Source organism: Sinorhizobium saheli (genome assembly GCF_001651875.1).
Classification (GTDB): Bacteria; Pseudomonadota; Alphaproteobacteria; order Rhizobiales; family Rhizobiaceae; genus Sinorhizobium; species Sinorhizobium saheli.
The window spans coordinates 15038-37245 of sequence record NZ_LNQB01000068.1; the positions used below are offsets into that span (position 1 = coordinate 15038).

General features: G+C 63.9%; 20 protein-coding genes and 1 pseudogene. 11 read left to right on the top strand and 10 right to left on the bottom strand.

Annotation, left to right across the window (positions count from 1 at the left end; translation table 11 throughout):
• Window positions 1–3 precede the first annotated feature (3 nt).
• A complete protein-coding gene (gene uraH / locus ATB98_RS09405) occupies window positions 4–366 on the top strand; it encodes a hydroxyisourate hydrolase (RefSeq protein ID WP_066872467.1) in 363 nt (120 codons plus the stop codon).
• A gap of 166 nt (window positions 367–532) precedes the next feature.
• On the opposite strand, the gene ATB98_RS09410 is transcribed toward uraH, so the two are convergent.
• The 7 genes and pseudogenes from ATB98_RS09410 to ATB98_RS09445 all read right to left on the bottom strand — a co-directional run bounded on the left by ATB98_RS09410 (window position 533) and on the right by ATB98_RS09445 (window position 10603).
• On the bottom strand, window positions 533–1669 hold the full coding sequence (locus tag ATB98_RS09410; RefSeq protein WP_066872769.1) for an alpha-hydroxy acid oxidase: 1137 nt from the start codon (window positions 1667–1669) through the stop codon (window positions 533–535).
• 114 nt (window positions 1670–1783) lie between these two features.
• Complete coding sequence (guaD, locus tag ATB98_RS09415; protein WP_066872471.1) at window positions 1784–3100, bottom strand: guanine deaminase; 1317 nt, start codon at window positions 3098–3100, stop codon at window positions 1784–1786.
• A complete protein-coding gene (locus ATB98_RS09420; protein WP_066872474.1) occupies window positions 3097–4329 on the bottom strand; it encodes a urate hydroxylase PuuD in 1233 nt (410 codons plus the stop codon). Before ATB98_RS09420 ends, guaD begins: the two co-directional genes overlap by 4 nt.
• Before the next feature lie 151 nt (window positions 4330–4480).
• Window positions 4481–5378, bottom strand: a pseudogene (locus ATB98_RS09425) (LysR substrate-binding domain-containing protein).
• Window positions 5379–5797: 419 nt separating this feature from the next.
• Window positions 5798–8149 (bottom strand): xanthine dehydrogenase molybdopterin binding subunit, encoded by a 2352-nt coding sequence (gene xdhB / locus ATB98_RS09435; RefSeq protein ID WP_066872481.1) that lies wholly within the window; start codon window positions 8147–8149, stop codon window positions 5798–5800.
• Between the two features lie 165 nt (window positions 8150–8314).
• Window positions 8315–9805: a xanthine dehydrogenase small subunit gene (gene xdhA / locus ATB98_RS09440; protein WP_066872483.1), complete on the bottom strand. Its 1491-nt coding sequence runs from the start codon at window positions 9803–9805 to the stop codon at window positions 8315–8317.
• Between the two features lie 21 nt (window positions 9806–9826).
• On the bottom strand, window positions 9827–10603 hold the full coding sequence (locus ATB98_RS09445; RefSeq protein ID WP_066872486.1) for a 3-hydroxybutyrate dehydrogenase: 777 nt from the start codon (window positions 10601–10603) through the stop codon (window positions 9827–9829).
• Between the two features lie 278 nt (window positions 10604–10881).
• On the opposite strand from ATB98_RS09445, the gene glpK reads away from it, so the two are divergent.
• The 4 genes from glpK to ATB98_RS09465 all read left to right on the top strand — a co-directional run bounded on the left by glpK (window position 10882) and on the right by ATB98_RS09465 (window position 13714).
• Window positions 10882–12375, top strand: coding sequence for a glycerol kinase GlpK (gene glpK, locus ATB98_RS09450; protein WP_066872489.1), 1494 nt, complete (start codon window positions 10882–10884; stop codon window positions 12373–12375).
• Between the two features lie 312 nt (window positions 12376–12687).
• On the top strand, window positions 12688–13011 hold the full coding sequence (locus tag ATB98_RS09455; protein ID WP_066872492.1) for an ArsR/SmtB family transcription factor: 324 nt from the start codon (window positions 12688–12690) through the stop codon (window positions 13009–13011).
• Entirely contained in the window at window positions 13008–13427 is a 420-nt protein-coding gene (locus ATB98_RS09460) for an SRPBCC family protein (RefSeq protein ID WP_066872493.1), read from the top strand. The genes ATB98_RS09455 and ATB98_RS09460 overlap by 4 nt, the downstream gene beginning before the upstream one ends.
• Window positions 13428–13498: 71 nt before the next feature.
• Complete coding sequence (locus ATB98_RS09465; RefSeq protein ID WP_066872496.1) at window positions 13499–13714, top strand: hypothetical protein; 216 nt, start codon at window positions 13499–13501, stop codon at window positions 13712–13714.
• Window positions 13715–13765: 51 nt separating this feature from the next.
• Here ATB98_RS09465 and ATB98_RS09470 read toward each other — a convergent pair whose 3' ends face one another.
• Together ATB98_RS09470 and ATB98_RS09475 are read right to left on the bottom strand one after the other, a co-directional pair.
• Window positions 13766–14080 carry a hypothetical protein gene (locus ATB98_RS09470; RefSeq protein ID WP_066872499.1) on the bottom strand — a complete coding sequence of 105 codons (315 nt, stop codon included), beginning with the start codon at window positions 14078–14080 and terminating at the stop codon, window positions 13766–13768.
• Between the two features lie 34 nt (window positions 14081–14114).
• Window positions 14115–14450 carry a hypothetical protein gene (locus ATB98_RS09475; protein WP_066872502.1) on the bottom strand — a complete coding sequence of 112 codons (336 nt, stop codon included), beginning with the start codon at window positions 14448–14450 and terminating at the stop codon, window positions 14115–14117.
• Window positions 14451–14702: 252 nt separating this feature from the next.
• On the opposite strand from ATB98_RS09475, the gene ATB98_RS09480 reads away from it, so the two are divergent.
• The 4 genes from ATB98_RS09480 (at window position 14703) to sbmA (ending at window position 19596) form a co-directional block, all read left to right on the top strand.
• A complete protein-coding gene (locus ATB98_RS09480) occupies window positions 14703–15743 on the top strand; it encodes an LLM class flavin-dependent oxidoreductase (RefSeq protein ID WP_066872505.1) in 1041 nt (346 codons plus the stop codon).
• A 151-nt stretch (window positions 15744–15894) separates the two neighbouring features.
• Complete coding sequence (gene map, locus ATB98_RS09485; RefSeq protein ID WP_066872509.1) at window positions 15895–16644, top strand: type I methionyl aminopeptidase; 750 nt, start codon at window positions 15895–15897, stop codon at window positions 16642–16644.
• Between the two features lie 391 nt (window positions 16645–17035).
• A complete protein-coding gene (locus ATB98_RS09490) occupies window positions 17036–18178 on the top strand; it encodes an MFS transporter (protein WP_153435607.1) in 1143 nt (380 codons plus the stop codon).
• 152 nt (window positions 18179–18330) lie between these two features.
• Window positions 18331–19596, top strand: coding sequence for a peptide antibiotic transporter SbmA (gene sbmA, locus ATB98_RS09495; RefSeq protein ID WP_066872772.1), 1266 nt, complete (start codon window positions 18331–18333; stop codon window positions 19594–19596).
• Window positions 19597–19605: 9 nt separating this feature from the next.
• Here the strand turns inward: sbmA and ATB98_RS09500 are convergent, their stop codons facing one another.
• On the bottom strand, window positions 19606–20610 hold the full coding sequence (locus tag ATB98_RS09500; RefSeq protein ID WP_066872516.1) for a polysaccharide deacetylase family protein: 1005 nt from the start codon (window positions 20608–20610) through the stop codon (window positions 19606–19608).
• Between the two features lie 252 nt (window positions 20611–20862).
• On the opposite strand from ATB98_RS09500, the gene ATB98_RS09505 reads away from it, so the two are divergent.
• Together ATB98_RS09505 and ATB98_RS09510 are read left to right on the top strand one after the other, a co-directional pair.
• Complete coding sequence (locus ATB98_RS09505; RefSeq protein WP_066872519.1) at window positions 20863–21441, top strand: NnrU family protein; 579 nt, start codon at window positions 20863–20865, stop codon at window positions 21439–21441.
• Between the two features lie 87 nt (window positions 21442–21528).
• Window positions 21529–22197 (top strand): tetratricopeptide repeat protein, encoded by a 669-nt coding sequence (locus ATB98_RS09510; RefSeq protein ID WP_066872523.1) that lies wholly within the window; start codon window positions 21529–21531, stop codon window positions 22195–22197.
• Window positions 22198–22208 lie beyond the last annotated feature (11 nt).

The window sequence follows — 22208 nt, forward strand, 5'->3', positions numbered from 1 at the left end:
ACGATGAGCAAGACCGGCCGTCTCACGACCCATGTTCTCGACACCGCGCTCGGCAAGCCGGCTCAAGGCCTGAAGATCGATCTCTATCGGCTCGAAGGCGAGGAGCGGCGGCTGATCCGCAGCGTCCGCACCAATAGCGACGGGCGCGTCGACGGGCCGATGATCGAGGGCGCCGGTTTCACGGCGGGGAATTACGAACTGGTCTTTTACGCCGGCGACTATCTCCGCGCGGCAGGCCTCGCCCTTCCCGAGCCTGCCTTCCTCGATCTCATCCCGTTGCGGTTCGGGATCGCCGATCCCGAGAGCCACTATCACGTGCCGCTGCTCCTCTCACCCTACGGCTATTCGACCTATCGCGGCAGTTGAGGAGTTGGGGAAAACCGCGCAGGAAGAGCCTTTCAGCCCAAGGACTTGGGCTGGCTGAATTCCTGTGGCAAGCACCGGATTGAGGAGGGGAGCCTGCTGCATGTCCGCTCAAATCGACCTAAAGAGATGCAGCAAACGACCGGGGCTACCTGCTCGGTGACCCACCCTACTCCGCGATGATATCGCGGCCGACGTCGGTGATGCGGCGCTTGCCGCAGAGCGCCATGGTGATGTCCATCTCCTTGCGGATGATGTCGAGCGCGAGGGTCACGCCTTCCTTGCCCATGGCGCCGAGGCCGTAGAGGAAGGGACGGCCGATGAAGGTGCCCTTGGCGCCGAGCGCGATCGCCTTCAGCACGTCCTGGCCCGAGCGGATGCCGCCGTCGAGATGCACCTCGATTTGATCCCCGACCGCATCGACGATCTTCGGCAGCATGCTGATCGAGGAATGCGCCCCGTCGAGCTGGCGGCCGCCGTGGTTGGACACCACGATCGCGTCCGCGCCGGTCTTCGCCGCCATCCTGGCGTCCTCCGGATCGAGAATGCCCTTGAGGATCAGCGGACCGCCCCAGCGCTCCTTGATCCACTCGACATCCTTCCAGGAAAGCTGCGGATCGAATTGCTCGGCGGTCCAGGAATGGAGCGAGGAAAGCTCGCTCACGCCCTTGGCGTGGCCGACGATGTTGCGGAAGGTGCGCCGCTTGGTGCCGAGCATCTTCATGCACCAGCGCGGCCGCGTCGCCATCATCCACAGATGCTTCGGCGTCAGCCGCGGCGGCGCCGACAGGCCGTTGCGGAGATCCTTGTGGCGCTGGCCGAGGATCTGCAGGTCGAGCGTCAGCACCAGTGCCGAGCATTTGGCGGCCTTCGCCCGGTCGATGAGGTCGAGGACGAAGCCGCGCTCGCGCATCACATAGAGCTGGAACCAGAAGGGCCTGGTGGTGACCGATGCAACGTCCTCGATCGAGCAGATGCTCATGGTCGAGAGCGTGAAGGGGACTCCATAGGCCTCCGCCGCCTGCGCCGCCAGCATTTCGCCGTCGGCGTGCTGCATGCCGGTCAGGCCGGTCGGAGCGAGCGCCACCGGCATCGACACCTTCTGGCCGATCATCGTCGTCTCGAGCGAGCGGTTGGTCATGTCGACCAGAACCCGCTGGCGCAGCTTGATCTTGGCAAAATCCTCCTCGTTCGCCCGATAGGTTCCCTCGGTCCAGGCGCCGCTGTCGGCATAGTCGAAGAAGAGTTTCGGGACGCGCCGCCTGGCAAGCGCCTTGAGGTCGTGGATGTCGAGGATTTGCGTCATGGGCTCGGCCTTCATCGCTGGATGACTGCCGAGCCCTTACCATTTTTTGACGTGGGTTGTAATAGCCACGGAGGGCAAGAGGTAAAAAAATTTGACCTCTCGCCTCGGCGCCTGTCAGCTCATGCCGAGCACGGATTTGCAGGGCTTGCCAGCGACGTAGGTTTCGACGATCGCCCGGTCGTCGCCCATCGTCTGCAGCAGGAAGAGCTCGTCCGCCAGCGAATTGACCACTTCGGCCCTGAGCGCCATGGCCGGCGTCGCCGCCATGTCGAGGACCACGAGGTCGGCATCGCTGCCGGGCTCCAGCGTGCCCAGCCGGTCGGCCAGCGAAAGCGCCTCGGCATTGCCGCGGGTCATCAGGTGGAAGCTGTCGAAGGGGTTCAGCCGTTCGCCCTGCAACTGCAGGATCTTGTAGGCCTCGTCGAGCGTCCTCAGCATCGAATAGCTGGTGCCGCCGCCGATGTCGGAGGCGATGGAAACGCGCACCGGCTTCTGCCGCCGCGTCAGCGCCCGCAGCGGAAACAGGCCGGAGCCGAGGAAGAGATTGGAGGTCGGGCAGAAGACGGCGACCGAACCGGTCTCGCTCATCGCGTCCGCCTCGCGCTCCGACAGATGGATGCAATGGCCGAAGAGGCTTTTGGGGCCGAGCAGGCCGTAGCGGGCGTAGACGTCGGTATAGTCCTTCGCCTCCGGATAGAGCTCCGAGGTGAAGGCGATCTCGTCGCGGTTCTCGGAGAGATGCGTCTGCACGTGCAGGTGGGGGAACTCGCGGACCAGCGATTGCGCGACCTCCATCTGCTCCGGCGTCGAGGTGATGGCGAAGCGCGGGGTGATGGCCACGTGGTTGCGGCCCTTGCCGTGCCAGTCGTCAATGACCGCGCGGGTCTCGTCGTAGCTCATCTCGGGCGTGTCGAGCAGGCCCTGCGGCGCGTTGCGGTCCATCATCACCTTGCCGGCGATCATGCACATGTTGCGCTTCAGGCTCTCGGCGAAGAATGCGTCGGCGGAGGTCTTGTGAACGGAGCAATAGGCGGTCGCCGTCGTCGTGCCGTGGCGGATCATCTCGTCGAAGAAATGGACGGCGATCCGCTCGGCATGGGCCGGCTCGACGAAGCGGCACTCCTCCGGAAAGGTGTAGGTGTTCAGCCATTCCAAGAGATCGGCCGCATAGGAGGCCATCACCTGCATCTGGGGAAAATGCAGATGCGTGTCGATGAAGCCCGGCATGATCAGGTGCGGCCGATGGTCGACTTCCGCGACATCCTGAGGCGCTGTGGCCTTGACCGCCGCATAGGCGCCCGCGGCCGCGATCACGCCGTCCTCGATGAGCAGGCCGCCGTCGCTCTCGTAGGTGTAGGCGGCGCTGTCGTCGATGTCTTCGGGTGCGCGGTTGAAGCTCAGCAGGCGGCCGCGGATGAGGGTGGATGTCATTGTGTCTCCCCGACGGCGCTTTCGAACCAGGCCGCCAGAAGCCTGCGCTCGTCCGCCGTCATATCGGTTAGGTTGCCGGGCGGCATGGCATGGCTGCGCCCGGCCTGGATATAGATTTCGCGCGCACGGGCGGCAATCTCGGCGTCGCTTTCGAGTATGACGCCGTTCGGCGCCCGGGCAATGCCCTCGTAGACCGGCTCGGCCGCGTGGCACATGCTGCAGCGGGTCGAGATCGCATCCTTCACCGCCGGAAAATGCGGGTTTTCGGCGAAGCGCCTGAAGGCCGGCGCGATGGCCGCCTGTTCCCCGCCCGTCAGCACCTTCGGCACGGTCGAGAGCCAGATGATCAGGATGAAGAGGATGACGGTCGCGAGCCAGGTCCAGGTCGGCTTGCCCTTGCGCGCATGCGTCGTGTTGAACCAGTGGCGGATGGTGACGCCCATCAGGAAGACCAGCGCGGCGATGATCCAGTTGAAGGCCGTCGCAAACGCCAGCGGATAGTGATTCGACAGCATGAAGAAAATGACGGGCAGCGTCAGGTAGTTGTTGTGCAGCGAGCGCTGCTTCGCCTGGGCGCCGAGCCTCGGATCGGGGGTGCGCCCGGCGATGAGGTCGGCGACGACGATCTTCTGGTTGGGAATGATGATGAAGAAGACGTTGGCCGACATGATCGTCGCGGTGAAGGCGCCGAGATGCAGGAAGGCGGCGCGGCCGGTGAAGACCTGCGTATAGCCCCAGGCCATGGCGACGAGCACGAGATAGAGGAGCGCCATCAGCCCCCAGGTGTGCTTGCCGACCGGAGACTTGCAGAGAAGATCGTAGAGGACCCAGCCGAGGCCGAGCGAGGCAAGCGAGATCAGGATCGCCGTCGTCGCGGAGACGTCGAGCACATGCCGGTCGACGAGGAAGAGATCGGCGCCGCCATAATAGACGATGCAGAGCATCGCAAAACCTGAGAGCCAGGTCGAATAGGACTCCCATTTGAACCAGGTGAGGTGTTCCGGCATCGTCGCCGGGGCCACCAGGTATTTCTGGATGTGATAAAAGCCGCCGCCATGCACCTGCCATTCCTCGCCGTAGGCGCCTGCGGGCAGGTGGTCGCGCTTCACCAGGCCAAGATCGAGCGCGATGAAATAGAAGGATGAGCCGATCCAGGCGATGGCGGTGATGACATGCAGCCAGCGGACGGCAAAGGCCAGCCATTCCCAGGCAATGGCGAATTCATACATTCAGGTGCCCCTTTCTCTCCGTTGCGGCAAGCTTGCGAGAAAAAGCGGGAGCGGGGAAGAGGCGATTTCGATCGCTCGCGCCGTATTTTGCCGCTCGTGTTTGGCGGCCCTGAGCCGATCGCTTGCAGGAGGTTAGCGTGTTTCCGGCGGCTCAAGCGCTGTCCGGAGTGAGCTCGCCAAGGATCCACTCGCGGAAGGCGCGGATCTTCGGCGCATTGCGCCGAGCATGCGGATAGACGAGCCAGTAGTTGCGCCCCTCGCTGCAGCGCAGTTCGAAGGGCTGGTAAAGCCGGCCGAGCGCCACGTCGTCGCTGTAGAACTCCGGCGTCAGAATCGCAACGCCCTGGCCCGCGACCGCGGCTCGCGCCTCGAAGGATTGGGCGCCGAGCCGGCTTGCCGGTCGGCCGGCGAGACTGGGCTCGTCGACCGCCGGCGGCACGGAACCAGAGCGTCCACCAGGGATCGTTCGGATCGATGATTCTGAGTTTCAGGAGGTCGCGCGGCTCATGCACACCGCCGATCGTCTCCGCCAGTGCCGGGCTCAGCATGGGCGTAAACTCCACTCGCATCAGCGGGTGGCTGGTCAGCCCTGCCCAAGTGCCGTCACCATAGCGAATGGCGATATCGGCCGCTTCCTCGCTGAAATCGACGATCCTGTCACCTGTTGTCAGCCGCACCGCGATGTTTGGATGGGCGATCTGGAAGGTGCCGATATTGCGCGCCAGCCATTGCCCAGCGAAGGTCGGCGTGGAGTGAACGAACAGCGTGTCATCCGCGTCGCCACGGGCTGTCGAAACCGCCTCCTGCAGCATCTCGAAGGCTTCCGTCACCTTCGGCGCCAACCGCTGGCCCACTTCCGTCAGCGTGACCTGCCGCGGCCGCCTCAGGAACAGCGGTTCGCCGACGTTCTCCTCGATCACCTTGATCTGGTAGCTGACCGCCGTCTGGGTCATGCCCAGTTCCGCGCCGGCCCTGGTGAAGCTGCCGAGCCGGGCGGCGGCCTCGAAGACCCTCAGCGCATTCAGCGGGAACTGCTTCGACATCTTCATGGATAAGCTCTCTTTATGCATAGAGACGGATGTTCGATTGGAATTCGAGCATTTTTGCGGGCAAGCTGCAAGGCAACTTCACCGCGTCAGAAGGGTGCTCAGATGTCCTGCGATGTATCGGAATTTGTTGAAAGTAAGCCGTCTTCCGCAGCAGGCGGGATCATCCGCGTCGCTGCTTCCGCGCTCCGCCGTATGAGGGGCCGCCGCTTGAGGCTCGACCTTGAATCGACCTCCGATTACCTCAAGAAGGACTTGGGATTGCTGGACGGGCGGATGCCGCGGATGGACGATGACATGCTGCGATAGGGCAGGCATTTTTGCCCCTCATCCGGCCTGCCGGCCACCTTCTCCCCGCAGGCGGGGCGAAGGGGACTCGCGGCACCGCCTCCGTCCCCTTTACCCGTCAAAACGGGAGAGGGTTAAGGTGAGGGGCATTGTTGGGTTTTCAGCCGCTCCACCGCCAGCAGCACCCGTTCCGGCGTGGCCGGGGTGTCGAGCCGCGGGCACGCGCGGTAGTCGGCGACGCTGGTGACCGCCATTGACAGCGCTTCGACGACCGAGATCGGAAGCATCAGCGGCGGCTCCCCCACGGCCTTCGAGCGGCCGATCGTCATCTCCGCGTTTTCCGACCATTCGGCAAGGCGCACGTTGAAGATCTTCGGCCGGTCGGAGGCGAGCGGGATCTTGTAGGTGGAGGGGGCATGTGTGCGGAGCCGCCCCTTCTCGTCCCACCAGAGCTCTTCCGTCGTCAGCCAGCCCATGCCCTGGACGAAGCCGCCCTCGACCTGGCCGACGTCGATCGCCGGGTTGAGCGAGCGGCCGACATCGTGGAGCACGTCGACGCGGTCGACCATGTATTCGCCGGTCAACGTATCGACCGACACTTCGGAAACGGCGGCTCCGTAGGCGAAATAGTAGAACGGGTTGCCGCGGCCGGTCGTCCGGTCCCAGTGGATCTTCGGCGTCGCATAGAAGCCGGCGGCGGAAAGCTGGACGCGCGCGCCATAGGCCTGCTGAACGAGTTCCGTGAAGGGAACGAGCTCTTCGCCGATCCTGACGTGATTGGCGACGAAGGTGACGTTCTCGGCCGTCGTCTGCCAGCGCTCGGCCGCGAAGGCGACAAGCCGCTCCTTGATCTGGCGGGCGGCGTCGAAGGCGGCCATGCCGTTGAGGTCGGAACCGGAGGAGGCCGCTGTCGCCGAGGTGTTCGGCACCTTGCCGGTCGTCGTCGCGGTGATCTTCACGCGGTCGATGTCGATCTGGAAACTCTCGGCGAGGACCTGCGCGACCTTGGTGTAGACACCCTGGCCCATCTCCGTGCCGCCGTGGTTGAGGTGCACCGACCCGTCGGTATAGACATGGACGAGGGCGCCCGCCTGGTTGAGATGGGTGAGGGTGAAGGAGATGCCGAACTTCACCGGCGTCAGCGCGATGCCCTTGCGGATCACCCGGCTCGATCTGTTGAAGTCGATCACTGCGGCCCGCCGCGCCCGATAGTCGGCGCTCGCTTCCAGTTCGTCGACGATCCGGGAGATGATGTTGTCTTCGACCGTCTGGTGGTAGGGCGTGACGTTGCGGCCGGAATCCTTGTCGCCGTAGAAGTTAAGCTTTCGGATGTCGAGCGGGTCCTTGCCGAGGGCGTAGGCGATTTCCTCGATGATCCGTTCGCCGCCGAGCATGCCCTGCGGTCCGCCGAAGCCGCGAAAGGCCGTGTTGGATACCGTATTGGTTTTCAAGGGTTGCGAGGTCAGCCTCACATGCGGGTAGAAATAGGCATTGTCGGCATGGAAGAGCGCGCGGTCGGTGACCGGGCCGGAGAGATCGGCGGAATAGCCGCAACGGGCGGCGTAATTCGCCTCTACCGCGAGGATGCGGCCTTCGTCATCGAAGCCGACGTCGTAGTCGACGAGGAAGTCGTGGCGCTTGCCGGTGGCGGTCATGTCGTCGTCGCGGTCCGGGCGGAACTTGACGGCGCGGCGGAGTTTCCGCGCGGCGACGGCGGCAAGTGCGGCGAACTGGTTGCCCTGCGTTTCCTTGCCGCCGAAGCCGCCGCCCATGCGGCGCACATTGACGGTGACGGCGTTTGCGGGCACGCCGAGCACCTGTGCGACCATGCGCTGGACCTCGCTCGGGTGCTGGGTCGAGACCCAGACGGTCACCTCGTCGTCTTCGCCGGGGATGGCGAGTGCGATGTGCCCCTCCAGGTAGAAGTGCTCCTGGCCGCCGATCCGCATCCTTCCCTTGAGCCGGCGCGGTGCCCGCGCAAGCTCGCCTTCGGCATCGCCGCGCGCGAGTGTCAGCGGCGGCGTCACGAATTCGCCACCGGCCGCGATGGCGTCGGCGACGTCGATTGCGGCCGGCAGGTCGCGGTAGGTGATCCTCGCCATGCGCGCGGCGCGGCGGGCGATGTCGCGGGTCTCAGCGATCACCGCAAAGGCCGGCTGGCCGTGGAACTGCACCAGCCCGTCGGCGAGCACCGGCTCGTCATGCAGATGGGTGGGGCTGATGTCGTTCGCATGCGGCATGTCTTCTGCCGTCAATACGCAGACGACGCCGGGGAGGGCGGCAACGGCCGAGAGGTCCATCTCGAGGATTTCGGCACTGGCGCGGTCCGTCAGGCCGAGCGCGCCATGCAGGGTGCCGACCGGTTCCGGCATGTCGTCGATATAGTCGGCGGTCCCTGCCACATGCTTGTGCGCGCTGTCATGGGGCAGCGGCGCGTGCATCGCGCCTGTGATCGTGCTGCGGTCTTCGAAGGTGGATTTATCCATGCCCCGGACTCCTTGCGAAGGAAGCACCCCTCATCCGGCCTGCCGGCCACCTTCTCCCCGTACTGACGGGGAGAAGGGACATTGCCGCGCCGCCCCTGTCCGCTCTCCCCGCGTGCGGGGAGAGGGCTAGGGTGAGGGGCAATCGCGGCGTGCCGCCCGCCGGTCTCACGCCACCTCCTCGAACCGCCTAAGCTGCGCCGTCTCCCCCGTGCTCTCCAGGAAGAAGCGCATGAGCAGGTTCTTGGCCGCCAGCAGGCGATAGGCGCTGGTGGCGCGCCAGTCGGTGATCGGCTGGTAATCGGTGTCGAAAGCGGCCTGCGCCGCGCGGATCGTCTCCTCGCTCCAGGGCTGTCCGATCAGCGCGGCCTCGACGGCCTTCGCGCGCTTCGGGGTTGCGGCCATGCCGCCGAAGGCGATGCGGGCGGACGTCACCCGGTTGTCCGGGGCGAGGGCAATGCGGAAGGCGCCGAGCAGGGCGGAAATGTCCTCGTCGCGCCGCTTCGAGATCTTGTAGGCGGCGAAGCGTTCGCCGGCGGGAAGTGCCGGAACGAAGACGCTCTCGACGAACTCGCCGGGCTTTCGATCCTGCCTGCCGTAGGCGATGAAGAAATCCTCGAGCGGCAGGCTGCGCGTCCCGTCGCTGGAGCGGAGCGTGACCGTGGCTGCGAGCGCGATCAGCGGCGGCGGGCTGTCGCCGATCGGCGAGCCGTTGGCGATATTGCCGCCGATCGTGCCCATGTTGCGAATCTGTTCGCCGCCGATGCGTTCGATCAGCCGGCCAAGCGTGGGGTAGGCGGCGGAGAGCGCCTCGAACGCGGCCGTGTAACTCACGCCGGCGCCGATCGTGAGGCCGGCCTCAGAGCTTTCGAGCCGCTGCAGTTCCGCAATGCCGTTGATGAAGACCACCGGATTGAGCGAGCGCAATTGCTTCGTCACCCAGAGGCCGACATCCGTGGAGCCGGCAACGATCGTTGCATCCGGATGGTCCGCGAGGACGCGCGCGAGGTCGGCGGCGTCGACGGGCACGATGAGACAGTCCTCGCCCCTGCGGATGACGATCGTCTTGTCCTGCCGCAGCGCCTTCAGCCGGGCGATCACCGTCTCCCGCGCCCGCGCGATCGGATCGAACAGCGCCGAGGGCCGTTCCCTGGCGGCCGCTTCGGCCGCACGCACGATCGGCTCGTAGCCGGTGCAGCGACAGAGATTGCCCTGCAGCGCCTTCTCGATCGCCGCGCGGCTCGGCTTGTCGTTCGCGAGCCATAACCCATAGAGCGACATGACGATGCCGGGGGTGCAGAAGCCGCATTGCGAGCCGTGGAAGTCCACCATCGCCTGCTGCACCGGATGCAGCCTGCCGTCCTTGCGCGCGAGGTGCTCGACGGTCACGACGTGGGTGGCGTTGAGCGAGCCCAGGAATCGGATGCAGGCGTTGACGCTTTCATAGGCGAGGGTTTCGTCACCCTGCCCATCCTTCGCAAGGCGGCCGACAAGCACGGTGCAGGCGCCGCAGTCGCCTTCGGCGCAGCCTTCCTTGGTGCCGGTGAGGCGCCGTTCGAGCCTCAGATAATCGAGCAGCGTCGCGGTCGGCGCGACATCGGAAACGGCGACCTCCGTGTCGTTCAGGATGAAGCGGATGCTGCCTGATGACTGGTCCATGGCCTTCCTCCGAGAAGCCGCCTACTGCGCCGTCCAGCCGCCATCCATCGAGACATGCGTGCCGGTGATCTGCGCGGCGCCGTCGCTGGCAAGATAAAGCGCCAGCGAGGCGACCTGCTCGACGGTTATGAACTTCTTCGTCGGCTGGCCCTTGAGCATCACCTCGCTGACAACCTGCTCCTCGGTGATGCCGCGCGTTCTCGCCTGGTCCGGTATCTGCTTTTCGACCAGCGGCGTCAGCACGTAGCCGGGGCAGATCGAGTTCACGGTGATGCCGTTTTCCGCCACCTCCAGCGCGACGGTCTTCGTCAGCCCCATGATACCATGCTTCGCCGCCACATAGGCGGACTTGAAGGGCGAGGCGACGAGCCCATGCGCCGAGGCGACATTGATGATGCGCCCCCAGCCTTTCTTCTTCATCGGCGGGACGGCGGCCCTGATCGTGTGGAAGGAGGAGGAGAGATTGATGGCGATGATCCGGTCCCATTGCTCGACCGGAAAATCCTCGATCTTCTCGACGAACTGCACGCCGGCATTGTTGACGAGAATGTCGGCCCCGCCGAAGCGCGAGACGGCCGTCGCCATCAGGTCGGCGATTTCCTCCGGTTTCGTCATGTCGGCGGGGTGATGAAGCACCGTGCCGGAAGTGAGGCTCGCGACGTCGTCCGTCACTCTCCTGATTTCCTCCGCCGTGCCGAAGCCGTTCAGCACGATGTTGGCGCCGGTGTTGGCAAAGGCTTTGGCAACCGCCAGCCCGATGCCGCTCGTCGATCCGGTTATCACCGCAGTCTTCGTCATGCTCGATCTCTCCCTTCGCGCCTTGCGATTGCCGTCCGCGAAGCTTCCTCGTTCCCGCCCGCCGTTTTGCGACGCAACAGGCTCAGCCTACGCGCAAATGCGCGGCGGTGACAATTGTGTTTTTCGGATCGCCTACGCAGAGTCGGCGCCGGCGTCCGCCGCCTGGTGTGGAGTTGCGTTTTGTTTTCGTTTGACATTCGTTTTCTCGTCGTATTGAAGTTTTCCGAATGTCGCCTCTGAGGAAGGGCGAAATGAGACTTCGTGCCGAGGAGGGGCATATGGGCGGATATATTCTCGCGATCGACCAGGGTACGACGTCGAGCCGGGCGATCGTCTTCGACGGCCAGCAGAAGATCGCGGGCGTCGGGCAGAAGGAGTTCAGGCAGCATTTCCCGAAATCGGGCTGGGTCGAGCACGACCCGGAGGAGATCTGGGAGACGGTGGTCTTCACGGTCAGGGAAGCGATTGCCAAGGCCGGTATTGCGGCGGGCGACATCGCCGCCATCGGCATCACCAACCAGCGCGAGACGGTGGTCGTGTGGGAGCGCGAGACCGGCAAGCCGGTACACAATGCCATCGTCTGGCAGGACCGGCGCACCGCCGCCTTCTGCGACAAGCTCAAGAAGAAGGGGCTGGAGAAGACATTCGCCAGGAAGACCGGCCTGCTGCTCGACCCCTATTTTTCCGGAACGAAGCTCAGCTGGCTGCTCGCCAATGTGAAAGGCGCGCAGGCGCGGGCGGCGAAGGGGGAACTCTGCTTCGGCACCATCGATACCTTCCTCATCTGGCGGCTGACCGGCGGCAAGTCCTTCGTCACCGACGCCACCAACGCCTCGCGCACGCTCCTCTACAACATTGCCGAAAATGCCTGGGATGACGAACTCACCGAGATCCTGCGCGTGCCCCGAGCGATGCTGCCGGAGGTGAAGGACTGCGCGGCGGATTTCGGCGTCACCGATCCGTCGATCTTCGGCGCCGCGATCCCGATCCTCGGCGTTGCCGGCGACCAGCAGGCGGCCACCATCGGCCAGGCCTGCTTCGAGCCGGGCATGATGAAATCGACCTACGGCACCGGCTGCTTCGCGCTGCTCAACACCGGCAAGGACATGGTGCGCTCGAAGAACCGCCTGCTCACCACCATCGCCTATCGCCTCGACGGCGAGACGACCTATGCGCTCGAAGGCTCGATCTTCGTTGCGGGTGCGGCCGTGCAATGGCTGCGCGATGGTCTCAAGGTCATCAAGGCGGCACCCGACACCGGCACGCTCGCCGAGAGCGCCGATCCCTCGCAGGAGGTCTATCTGGTGCCGGCCTTCACCGGCCTCGGCGCGCCGCATTGGGACCCGGACGCGCGCGGCGCGATCTTCGGCATGACGCGCAACACGGGTCCCGCGGAATTCGCCCGCGCCGCGCTCGAAGCCGTCTGCTACCAGACGCGCGACCTGCTCGAGGCCATGCACAAGGATTGGCGCAGCAACGGCAAGAAAACGGTGCTGCGCGTCGATGGCGGCATGGTCGCCTCCGACTGGACGATGCAGCGCCTCGCGGACTTGCTCGACGCGCCCGTCGACCGCCCGGTCATCCTCGAAACCACCGCGCTCGGCGTCGCCTGGCTCGCGGGAAGCCGCGCCGGCGTCTGGCCGGACAGGCAAGAGTTCGCCAAATCCTGGGCGCGCGACCGCCGCTTCGAGCCGCGGATGGACGAAGCGACGCGCAAGGTGAAGCTCAAGGGCTGGCGGAGCGCGGTGAAGCGGACGCTGATCGCGGCGTGAGGCGGCGCGGTTTGCCTTTTCCGTCGATGGTCGCACCTTTTCCCAAGAGGCGGCCCCGGCATCCGGTGCGAATGCATAGTCAATGAGGTATATTCGCCGCGCCTCGCGCCCGGCATCCCCGCCATGTAGTCGATGCCTGAAAGCATCGCTCCCATTGATCCGCAAGCCTATACTGCACCGCTCCGGGCAGTGCGGCACACAGTTTTTCCGTACGTTTCCTGGGAGATACTCATCCGATCCAGGTGCAGGCTTGACGCACACATATCTGGTTGGCTATATGTCAATCCATAGCCAACCAGGTATGAGTCCGACATGTCAGAGGCTCACGATGTTCTTTTCAGGACGCTCGCCGACCCAACGCGGCGGGCCCTTTTTGAACGACTCTGCCGCGAAGGGGAAAGAACGGTCGGAGCCTTGACGGAGCGGGCGGGTGTCTCGCAGCCAGTCGTCTCCAAGCATCTCGGCCTATTGAAGCAAGCCGGTCTCGTGCGTGATCGCCATCAAGGTCGCCACACCTATTACAGCGCCCAACTCGGGGCGCTCGCCCCCTTGGTCGACTGGACAAGCGAAATGGCTGGATTCTGGCAGAGCCGTTTCGACGACCTCGAAGATTTGCTGAAAAGGATGGACCAATGAATGAAACCCGCACCGTCGTAGTCGAACGCGACATACCGTATCCGCCGGAGAAGATCTGGCGCGCACTCACCCAACCACACCTCATCGAGGAATGGCTGATGAAGAACGACTTTCAGGCCGTCGTCGGTCATCGTTTCAATCTGCGCGGAGAATGGGGTGGTGAGCTGGACTGCGAAGTCCTCGCCGTGGAGCCGAACAGAAGGCTGACATACACTTGGAATTTCGTGCACGAGGATGCCGCCTTCGACCTCAAAAGCGTGGTGACGTTCACCCTCACCCCAACGACCACGGGCACCCAGCTACGCATGGAGCAGTCGGGCTTCCGGCCGGAGCAGCGCCAGGCCTTTGGTGGCGCCAAGGCCGGGTGGCAGCAGTTTCTTGCAAATTTGGAGGAGGTTCTGGCGCGGACGAATTGAGTGTCCGCCAGCCTGTCAAACTGCAGCCAATCGGGTTCGATTCGCTGCGACTAATTTGATTGGAGATTCGAATGAATTGGAGCATTTGGATTCGGCAAACCCACCGGTGGCTGTCCATCGCCTTCACCGTGACCGTGATCGCCAACTTCGTCGCCATGGGACTGGGCGAGCCTCCCGCCTGGGTGGTCTATTCGCCGCTTCCCCCGCTCTTCCTGCTGCTGTTCACTGGCCTCTACATGTTCGCGTTGCCGTATGCTCGACGCGGAGCTCGCAACGAGGCGGAATAGGCGGAGGTCGATTTGAGGACAAAGACATGCAGTAGTAAATGTTTCATCGCCTCACTGCACGAGGTCGCGCGCACGACGGCTTCGATAGATTCTCGGGCCCAGCCGGAACCATTGCGCATACCCCAACGCAGCAAAGATCGGGGTCGTTACGAGGGTAATCTCTGCAGGCGTTGAAAGCCCCATGTACAGGAGAACAAAGCCGATTGCTGACGCAAAGACCCCGATCGGAAAAGTGAGTACTGCGAGAATCCAATGGCTTATAGCCATTATAAGAAGCTCGTTTTCGGGATAAACGAAATTCATGCCGATGCTCCCGAAGCCGGCGATGAACACCACCGCGATATAGGCTGCTTTGTAGCCCTGCATTCTCTCCCCCCTGTGCACACGCACCAGCGAACGTTTAGAGGACGCCTGTCGACGTCCAGCCGCGTGCTATTGCCCATTTGTCGTAGACGCGGCGCATTTCGGTTCGGTTAGCGCCGGCCAGTTCCACCGCTCTTGCATCGGATATCCCGAGCCCGTGAAGAAGGTCATTGAGCGAATTGTTGATCGCGAGGCAAACCGGCCCGCTGTCGACCGAGTCATCCACGTCCGGCCATTTCGCAAGGATGCCGCGCATCTCGCCCTCGGTCACACCGAACCGCGTTTCAATGTCCCACCCGTGGTGCAGCAGAGCACCTTCGATGGAGCGGCGTACGACGTCGAGTTCTTGTTCGGATAACGCAGCGAGCGACATCTGGAGTCCGGTGCAAATGAATCAACTAGAGCGAGAGGGGTAGCACTAATCGCTTTCGCTCGCGATAGCCTGACAAACCTAGTCGCCAGCCTCGGCACCGGCCGGATAAAGCAACGGTCAACCTGCGGGGGCCGTGCAGCATGGATTGATTGCTACTCGGACGGACCTGGAAACGGTGCGTTTCCTTCGCGTGCATTTGCAGCCTGGTCCTGCGCGATCTATCTGTGGCGGAACGACAGCAGGAAGCCAATCATGGAACTCGGACTCTATACTTTCGCCGACGTCGATCCCAATGCGGCCGACAAGGGTGCCGAAGGACGCCGGCGGCTTGCCAATCTCCTGGAGGAGATCGAGCTTGCCGATCAGGTCGGGCTCGACGTCTTCGGCCTGGGCGAGCATCATCGGCCCGATTATGCGGTCTCCGCGCCGGCGGTGGTGCTGGCGGCGGCGGCAGCGCGCACCAGCCGCATCCGGCTGACGAGCGCGGTCACGGTGCTGAGCTCCGACGAGCCGGTGCGCGTCTTCCAGCAGTTTGCGACGCTCGACCTCCTCTCCAACGGGCGCGCCGAGATCATGGCCGGGCGCGGCTCCTTCATCGAATCCTTCCCGCTCTTCGGTCAATCGCTGGACGACTACGACGGGCTTTTTGCCGAGAAGCTGGACCTGCTGCTGACGCTGCGCGACAGCGAGAAGGTCACGTGGTCGGGCGAAATGCGGCCGCCGATCAACGACCGCGGCGTCTATCCGCGGCCGCTGCAGAACCCGCTGCCGCTCTGGATCGCCGTCGGCGGCACGCCGCAGTCGGTGGCGCGCGCCGGGGCGCTCGGCTTACCCGTGGCGCTCGCGATCATCGGCGGCGAGCCGCGGCGGTTCGCGCCGCTCTTCGACCTCTATCGCGAGGCCGCACGCCGCGCCGGACAGGACGCCTCGACGCTGAAGACGAGCATCAACGTGCACGGCTTCATCGCCGAGACGACCGAGAAGGCGGCCGACCAGTTCTACGGTCCGCAGGCGGAGGTGATGAACCGCATCGGCCGCGAACGCGGCTGGGGGCCGACCAATCGCGCCCATTTCGACCAGGCACGCAGCCCGACCGGCAATCTCTTCCTCGGGGATCCGGAGAGCGTGGCGAAGAAGATCGTCGCCCACCAGAAAATCTTCCGCAACGATCGCTTTCTGCTGCAGATGGCGATCGGGCTCATGCCGCACGACCAGATCATGCGCGGCATCGAGCTTTACGGCACGAAGGTCGCGCCGCTCGTGCGCGAGATGCTGGCCGAAGAGCGCCCGTAAAGGGACCTGCGTCGACTTGCGGCACTGGCATCTCCGGCGTTGAGCCGCTACTGCATGTTTCCTTGAACATGCAGCCGTTCGAAGTGCTACAGCGACCCTTGCGCGTTCGATAGACGCGCGGCGCTGTAGATGCCGGCGAAAGCGAGACACGATGACCCTCAACAACGATGAAGACCTCGAGCGGCTGAAGGAAATCGGCCGCATCTGTGCCAATGCGCTGCAGGCGATGGGCGAGGCGCTCCAGCCGGGCATCACAACGGCGGAACTCGACGCGATCGGTCGCAAGGTGCTCGACGAGGCGGGCGCGCGCTCAGCGCCCGAGCTCTGCTACAACTTCCCCGGCGCAACCTGCATCAGCGTCAACGAGGAAATCGCCCATGGCATTCCGGGCAGCCGGGTGATCCAGGCGGGCGACCTCGTCAATATCGACGTTTCGGCGGAAAAGGACGGCATCTTCGCCGATACCGGCGCGTCCTTCCCGGTGCCGCCGGTGACGAGCGCCATCGACAGGCTCTGCCGCGACGGCAAGCGCGCCATGTGGGTCGGCCTGAAGCAGGTCCGGCCGGGGCAGTCGCTGGCGGCGATCGGCAACGCCATCGGCGAGTTCGCCCGCAATAACCGCTACTCGCTCGTCACCAACCTGGCGAGCCACGGCATCGGCCGCTCGCTGCACGAGGAACCGGCCGAGATCGCCACCTGGCCGGACCCGTCCGAGCGGCGGCGGATGGCCGAGGGCATGGTCTTCACCGTCGAGCCGTTCCTGTCGATGGGCGCGCACTGGGCCGGGGGCGGCGACGACGACTGGACGCTCTACAGCGAGCCGCGTGCGCCGACCGTGCAATATGAGCATACGGTCGTGGTCACCCGCGGCGGACCGCTGGTCGTGACGCTGCCGGGGTAGAGCACCTTGCGGTCAGGTGGAATCGCCTGACGTCGCGCAAATGCGGCAAAAGCAAACAGATCGAGCGGTGCGCAAACGCATGGGAGCGCCGCTCTAGGACCCGGTTGCCGAGCCGCACCTCCCTCTGGCGCCGATGTCGCGGCATTCCCCCGCGGCCGGGAGCGTTCGATTCCTTCGATGGCTCGTTCAATTATAATGATTTGTCGGCTTCTTGTTGCGATGCAATAAGAAGGACATGAGCACTCTCCAGAGACTGCAGGGCAGCGAAGGGACCGGATCGAAGCGATCCGTTGGGGGCAACGACCCTCATCGGGACCAATCGTCGCCGGCCTCCGACCGCTCCCTCAAAAGCGTCAATCTCGCCGCAACCGCTCTCGCCGGGGCGATCGCCATGGCGGCGGCCATGGGCTTCGGCCGGTTCTCCTATACGCCGATCCTGCCGGCGATGATGGCCGATCATGGGCTTTCTCCGGGCGATGCCGGCCTCATCGCCTCGGCGAATTTCATCGGCTATCTCCTCGGCGCGGTCTCTGCCGCCTATGGCTGGGCGCACGGGCGCGAGCGCGGGATCGGGCTTGCCGCGCTGGCCGCAACGACCCTGTTGCTCGCCGCCATGGGCCTCACGTCCTCCGTCCTCGTCTTTTCCATCATCCGCTTCCTCGCGGGGCTCGCGAGCGCCTTTGCGATGATCTTCGTCTCGGGGATCGTGCTGGGGCAGGGGCTCGCCGCGAGGTCGCAGCACGTTCCCTCCGTGCATTTCGGCGGCGTCGGGGCCGGCATCGCGCTGTCCTCGCTCGCCGTCTGGGCGGCGCCGCTTGCAGGCGTCGCCGGGTTTTCGGGCTCACAGGCCGACTGGTTCACCGGTGCGCTCGTCGCGGCGGCGGGGACCGTCGCGGCGGCCGTGCTGCTGCCGGCGGGTCATCATGCCGCCGCCGGCGGTCGCCCGGAGCCGCCGCTCACCTGGACGCGACCGCTCAAGGTGATGACGCTCACCTACGGCTTCTTCGGCTTCGGCTACGTCATCACCGCCACCTTCCTCGTCGCCATGGCGCGCGGGTCGAACGGCGGCCACGGCGTCGAGTTTCTCGCCTGGCTGATCACCGGCGCCAGCGCCGCGCTCTCGATCTGGCTCTGGCGTTTCGCCGTGCCGAGGCTTGGCTTGGCAGGCGTCTATGCCGCCGGGCTCCTCTTCGAGGCCGCCGGCCTCGTTCTGACCGTGTCTCTGCCTTCGCCTTTCGCGCCGCTCGTCGGCGGGCTGATGCTGGGGGCGACCTTCATGATGGTCACCGCCTACGGCCTGCAGATCGGCCGGCAACTGGCCCCGGAAAGCCCCCGCCGGGCGCTCGCCTTCATGACCGCCGCCTTCGGCGTCGGCCAGATCGTCGGGCCGCTGGTAGCAGGGTGGCTCGCCGAGCGGACCGGTAGTTACGCCTTGCCGACGCTTGCCGCGGCGTTCGTGCTGCTCGGGTGCGGTGGCGTTGTTTTGGTCGAACTGCCGCGTATCAGGACCGCTTTGGCTGGGCGGCAGCTTTAAGATTTTGCTGCACAGGAGCTAGGTTCCGGCCCGCAGCCCCATGAAATATCAGCAATGTTCGCTTTAGAAGATTGTTGCAGATCGGCTTTTGCCCTAGTTTCGGCGCATGGGACGGCAAGCTGTCCGTCTTCCTGAAACGCGAGTTGACTCCCTTGTTCCATTCATTCTTTCCCAAGCCGAAGCTGTTCTTCGCGTCCGGCGCGATCTGGTCGCTTATCTGCATTCTTATCTGGTACACCGTCGGACCGCAGGTGGGAGCAGCAGTCGGCTTGCCGCCTCTTGCTCCGGATCAGAAGGCGCCGATCGGTCTCGCCTACTTCTTCACTCCCGACAATCTTTGGTTTTATCTCTATTTCACTATCTTTGTGCTGATCTTCGGCGGTGTTTGGAAAATAATCGCCAGGGATCACCCGTGGGTAAACTGGTCTATCTGGGGTTCGGCGTTCATCATTTTCATCGCCTATTTCGCAGTGCAGACTTCGGTTGCGGTCAATAATTGGCGCGGCCCGTTCTTCGATTTGCTGCAAGACGCTCTTGCAAGGAAGCCGGGGATCACGGCCAGTCAGTTCTACCTGCTCCAACTGCGCTTCCTCGAAATCGGGTTCGTCGGTGTTACACTGAACGTCATCACGGCCTTCTTCACCAATCATTACGTGTTCCGCTGGCGCACGGCGATGAATGATTTCTATATGTCGAAGTGGGAGCAACTTCGGCACATCGAAGGTGCCTCGCAACGTGTTCAGGAAGACACGATGCGTTTCGCCAACATCCTCGAAGGACTAGGCGTCACGCTCATCAACTCGGTGATGACTCTCGTGGTCTTTCTGCCACTGCTCTTCGATATGTCAAAGCATGTCGCCGATCTGCCTGTGCTCGGCGCCATTCCTCACTCACTTTTTTGGCTTGCGATCATATGGTCTCTCTTCGGCACCATGCTTTTGGCGGGCGCCGGCATCAAGCTACCTGGGTTGAATTTTCGTAATCAGCGTGTTGAAGCAGCCTACCGCAAGGAGCTCGTCTACGGTGAGGATCATGCAGATCGCGCGCAACCTCTTACAGTAAGAGAGCTTTACAGTAATGTCCGTCGAAATTATTTCCGTATGTACTGGCATTATCTGTACTTCAATGTCGCCCGTTATTCTTATGGGCAGCTCGATGCGATTTTCTTGAACTTCATGCTTATTCCTACCTTCGTTGCCGGAAAGATAACGTTGGGTATCTGGCAGCAGATATCCACGGCCTTTGGCGAGGTCAGCAATTCGTTCCAGTATCTGGTGAACTATTGGCCGACGATCGTCGAACTCCTGTCGATCCAAAAACGCCTCAAGGCCTTCGAAGCAGCGATCGAGGAAGAACCGCTGCCGGAGATCGACCAGCAGTTCATCGAAGCCGGCGGCAAGGAAGAACTTGCCCTCTAACGCGCGGCATCAGAAGGCGGAGCGATCCGCCTTCTTTCTTGCCTCCTCGATCAGGGGCAATGCCTCGGCATAGCTGACACAGGCGACCTCCGGCTTGCCGCAGGTCTCCGTCAGGAAACGATCGAGTGCGCGCCAATAGGCGCCGCCGTTCATCTCGACGAAATGGAAGCCGAGCTGCAGCGGGATGCGCTCGCCGTCATATTCCTTCTGGAAGGCCTTGCGGTAGGCTTCGAGCGTGCGCTCCTCGAAGCGGGCGCTGTCCTTCCTGTTCTCGACGCCCATCGAATGGCGGATGAAGAGATTGTAGTCCATGCCGATCACCGGGCGACGGGAAGGACCTTCGGGAATGAGAGGCAGGCCGAACCGCGGCATGCCGTCTTTCGTCATGGGCCAGCCGGGCCCCTTGGTGACGAGGCTGGCATCGTAGCTGAAGCCGAAGTCCTTGACGGCGGGCAGGAGGCCGTCGCTCAGCGACAGATAGGGGGCGCGGAAACCCTCGATGCCGTGTTCGGCGAAATCCGCCCAGCCCGGCGGCTCGGCTTCCGGTTTGCCTGCCTTTTTCCAGGCGTCGCGCAACGCCGTCCGGAAGGCGGTGAATTCGCTTTCCCAGTCGGCCTTGCTCCAACCCCCGCCGTCGAAATGGCCGCAGGCATGGCTGCCGATGTCATGGCCCTCGAGATGCGCCCGCCAGATGTTCGCAGCGCGAACGGCGATCTCCTCGCGGCTCTGGGCAAAGCCGACATTCGACCGCCCGGCCTTCTGGCCCGGCGCCTTGTATTCCCTCTTGGCGTCTGCCTTCGTCATCAGGAAGGTGCAGGAGAGGAAATAGGTGAAATGCGCGCCGGTGCGGCTCGCCATGGCGAGGCTTTTCTCCCACAGCGCATTGTCGTGCGCGCCGTCGAAGGAGACGATGACGAGCTGCTTTTCCTTGACGGGCAGGGGTGCCGCTGGCGGATCGGCGAGCGTGGCCGTGGGAAAAAGACAAAGCGAGAGCGCGAGGATCTTGCGTGGCATGGGGACGGCTTCTCGGGAGAATCAGCGGATGCGAGGAGTGGTTCCCGCCGTCCCTTCTTCAACAATGCGGCAATCCTTTGATCTCGCCGGAATTTCGCGGGGACATCGTCACGCCATGGTAAACGAAGGAATAAAGCAGGAATCCAAAGGGTTTGATGCGGGGAACCGCTTGCATACCGCGCTCATTTTTTGATTGATGGGCGTTACAGTCCGGACGTTCCGGAAGCGGCATCATCTAGCGGCGGGTGAATTATGACTCTACTGGTTCTGGGCATCGTGATCTTTCTCGGCATGCACCTCGTCCGCGTCGTCGCGCCCGGGCTGCGCGCTCGCGTCATCGAGGGCGTCGGCAAAGGTCCGTGGATGGGGCTCTATGCGCTCATCAGCCTCGTCGGCCTCGGTCTCATCATCTACGGGTTCGGGCAGGCGCGTGGCGAAACGGGAGTGCTCTACAATCCTCCGGTCTTCCTGAAGCACATCGCCCTCCTGCTGATGCTCCTCGCCTTCATCTCGCTTGCGGCGGGTTTCCTTCCGGCGGGCCGTATCGCCGTGGCGTTGAAACATCCGCAGATCCTCGCGATCAAGATCTGGGCGCTTGCGCACCTGCTCGCCAATGGCGAGACGTCTTCGGTGCTGCTCTTCGGTTCCTTTCTCGCCTGGGCGGTGATCCTGCGCATTTCGTTGAAACGACGGGAGCGTGCGGGCGAACGCGTGCTGCCGATGTTCAAGTCGGCGCGCAACGATGTGCTGGCGGTCGTTGTCGGCCTTGCCGCCTACCTGCTCTTCGTCTGGAGGCTGCATGAGCTCCTGATCGGCGTTCAACCGCTCTAAATGACGATCTCCCCCTTACAAGCGTCGCAAAATCGGGTAGAAGGCGCCAGTTTCATTGCATGAAGGCCGGAGAACCCGGGACGGGACATGGTAAATCAGGACGACAGCTTTATCCGCGAGGTCAATGAAGAACTCCGCTCCGACCAGATGAAAGCCATCTGGACGCGTTTCGGCGGTCTCATCATCGGCCTTGCCGTCCTGATCGTGCTCGGCACCGTCGGCAAGGTCGGTTACGACTACTGGCAGGAGACATCCTCGTCGCAATCGGGCGATCAGTTCCTCGCCGCGCTCAATCTGGCGCGGGAAAACAAGTCGGACGAGGCCCTTTCGGCGCTCGCCGAGCTCCAGAAGGAGGGCTACGGCTCCTATCCGGTTCTGGCGCGGCTGCGTGCGGCGACCCTGCAGGCACAGAAGGGCGAAACCGAGGCGGCCGTCGCGGCGTTTTCCGAGATCGGCAAGGACACGCGCATTCCGCCGGCCCTGCGCGATGCGGCGCGGCTGCGTGCGGCTTATCTCCTCATCGATGCGGGGACCTACGAGCAGGTCTCCTCCGAGGTCGAGCAATTGGCCGTTCCGCAGAACGCCATGCGCCATTCGGCGCGCGAGGCGCTCGGCCTTGCGGCCTACAAGGCGGGCGACTACGCCAAGGCGAAGAGCTGGTTCCAGCAGATCGCCGACGATGCCGAGAGCCCGCGCGGCATCGCAAGCCGCGCGCAGATGCTGCTTGACGTGATCGCGGCCAGCGGCAAAGCCTGACCAGGATTTCG

What these genes read in the sequence shown, in the direction of transcription:
- uraH (WP_066872467.1), top strand. Translation starts at nt 4, where the DNA reads ATGAGCAAGACCGGCCGTCTCACGACCCATGTTCTCGACACCGCGCTC.
- ATB98_RS09410 (WP_066872769.1), bottom strand. Translation starts at nt 1,669, where the DNA reads ATGACGCAAATCCTCGACATCCACGACCTCAAGGCGCTTGCCAGGCGG.
- guaD (WP_066872471.1), bottom strand. Translation starts at nt 3,100, where the DNA reads ATGACATCCACCCTCATCCGCGGCCGCCTGCTGAGCTTCAACCGCGCA.
- ATB98_RS09420 (WP_066872474.1), bottom strand. Translation starts at nt 4,329, where the DNA reads ATGTATGAATTCGCCATTGCCTGGGAATGGCTGGCCTTTGCCGTCCGC.
- xdhB (WP_066872481.1), bottom strand. Translation starts at nt 8,149, where the DNA reads ATGGATAAATCCACCTTCGAAGACCGCAGCACGATCACAGGCGCGATG.
- xdhA (WP_066872483.1), bottom strand. Translation starts at nt 9,805, where the DNA reads ATGGACCAGTCATCAGGCAGCATCCGCTTCATCCTGAACGACACGGAG.
- ATB98_RS09445 (WP_066872486.1), bottom strand. Translation starts at nt 10,603, where the DNA reads ATGACGAAGACTGCGGTGATAACCGGATCGACGAGCGGCATCGGGCTG.
- glpK (WP_066872489.1), top strand. Translation starts at nt 10,882, where the DNA reads ATGGGCGGATATATTCTCGCGATCGACCAGGGTACGACGTCGAGCCGG.
- ATB98_RS09455 (WP_066872492.1), top strand. Translation starts at nt 12,688, where the DNA reads ATGTCAGAGGCTCACGATGTTCTTTTCAGGACGCTCGCCGACCCAACG.
- ATB98_RS09460 (WP_066872493.1), top strand. Translation starts at nt 13,008, where the DNA reads ATGAATGAAACCCGCACCGTCGTAGTCGAACGCGACATACCGTATCCG.
- ATB98_RS09465 (WP_066872496.1), top strand. Translation starts at nt 13,499, where the DNA reads ATGAATTGGAGCATTTGGATTCGGCAAACCCACCGGTGGCTGTCCATC.
- ATB98_RS09470 (WP_066872499.1), bottom strand. Translation starts at nt 14,080, where the DNA reads ATGCAGGGCTACAAAGCAGCCTATATCGCGGTGGTGTTCATCGCCGGC.
- ATB98_RS09475 (WP_066872502.1), bottom strand. Translation starts at nt 14,450, where the DNA reads ATGTCGCTCGCTGCGTTATCCGAACAAGAACTCGACGTCGTACGCCGC.
- ATB98_RS09480 (WP_066872505.1), top strand. Translation starts at nt 14,703, where the DNA reads ATGGAACTCGGACTCTATACTTTCGCCGACGTCGATCCCAATGCGGCC.
- map (WP_066872509.1), top strand. Translation starts at nt 15,895, where the DNA reads ATGACCCTCAACAACGATGAAGACCTCGAGCGGCTGAAGGAAATCGGC.
- ATB98_RS09490 (WP_153435607.1), top strand. Translation starts at nt 17,036, where the DNA reads ATGGCGGCGGCCATGGGCTTCGGCCGGTTCTCCTATACGCCGATCCTG.
- ATB98_RS09500 (WP_066872516.1), bottom strand. Translation starts at nt 20,610, where the DNA reads ATGCCACGCAAGATCCTCGCGCTCTCGCTTTGTCTTTTTCCCACGGCC.
- ATB98_RS09505 (WP_066872519.1), top strand. Translation starts at nt 20,863, where the DNA reads ATGACTCTACTGGTTCTGGGCATCGTGATCTTTCTCGGCATGCACCTC.
- ATB98_RS09510 (WP_066872523.1), top strand. Translation starts at nt 21,529, where the DNA reads ATGGTAAATCAGGACGACAGCTTTATCCGCGAGGTCAATGAAGAACTC.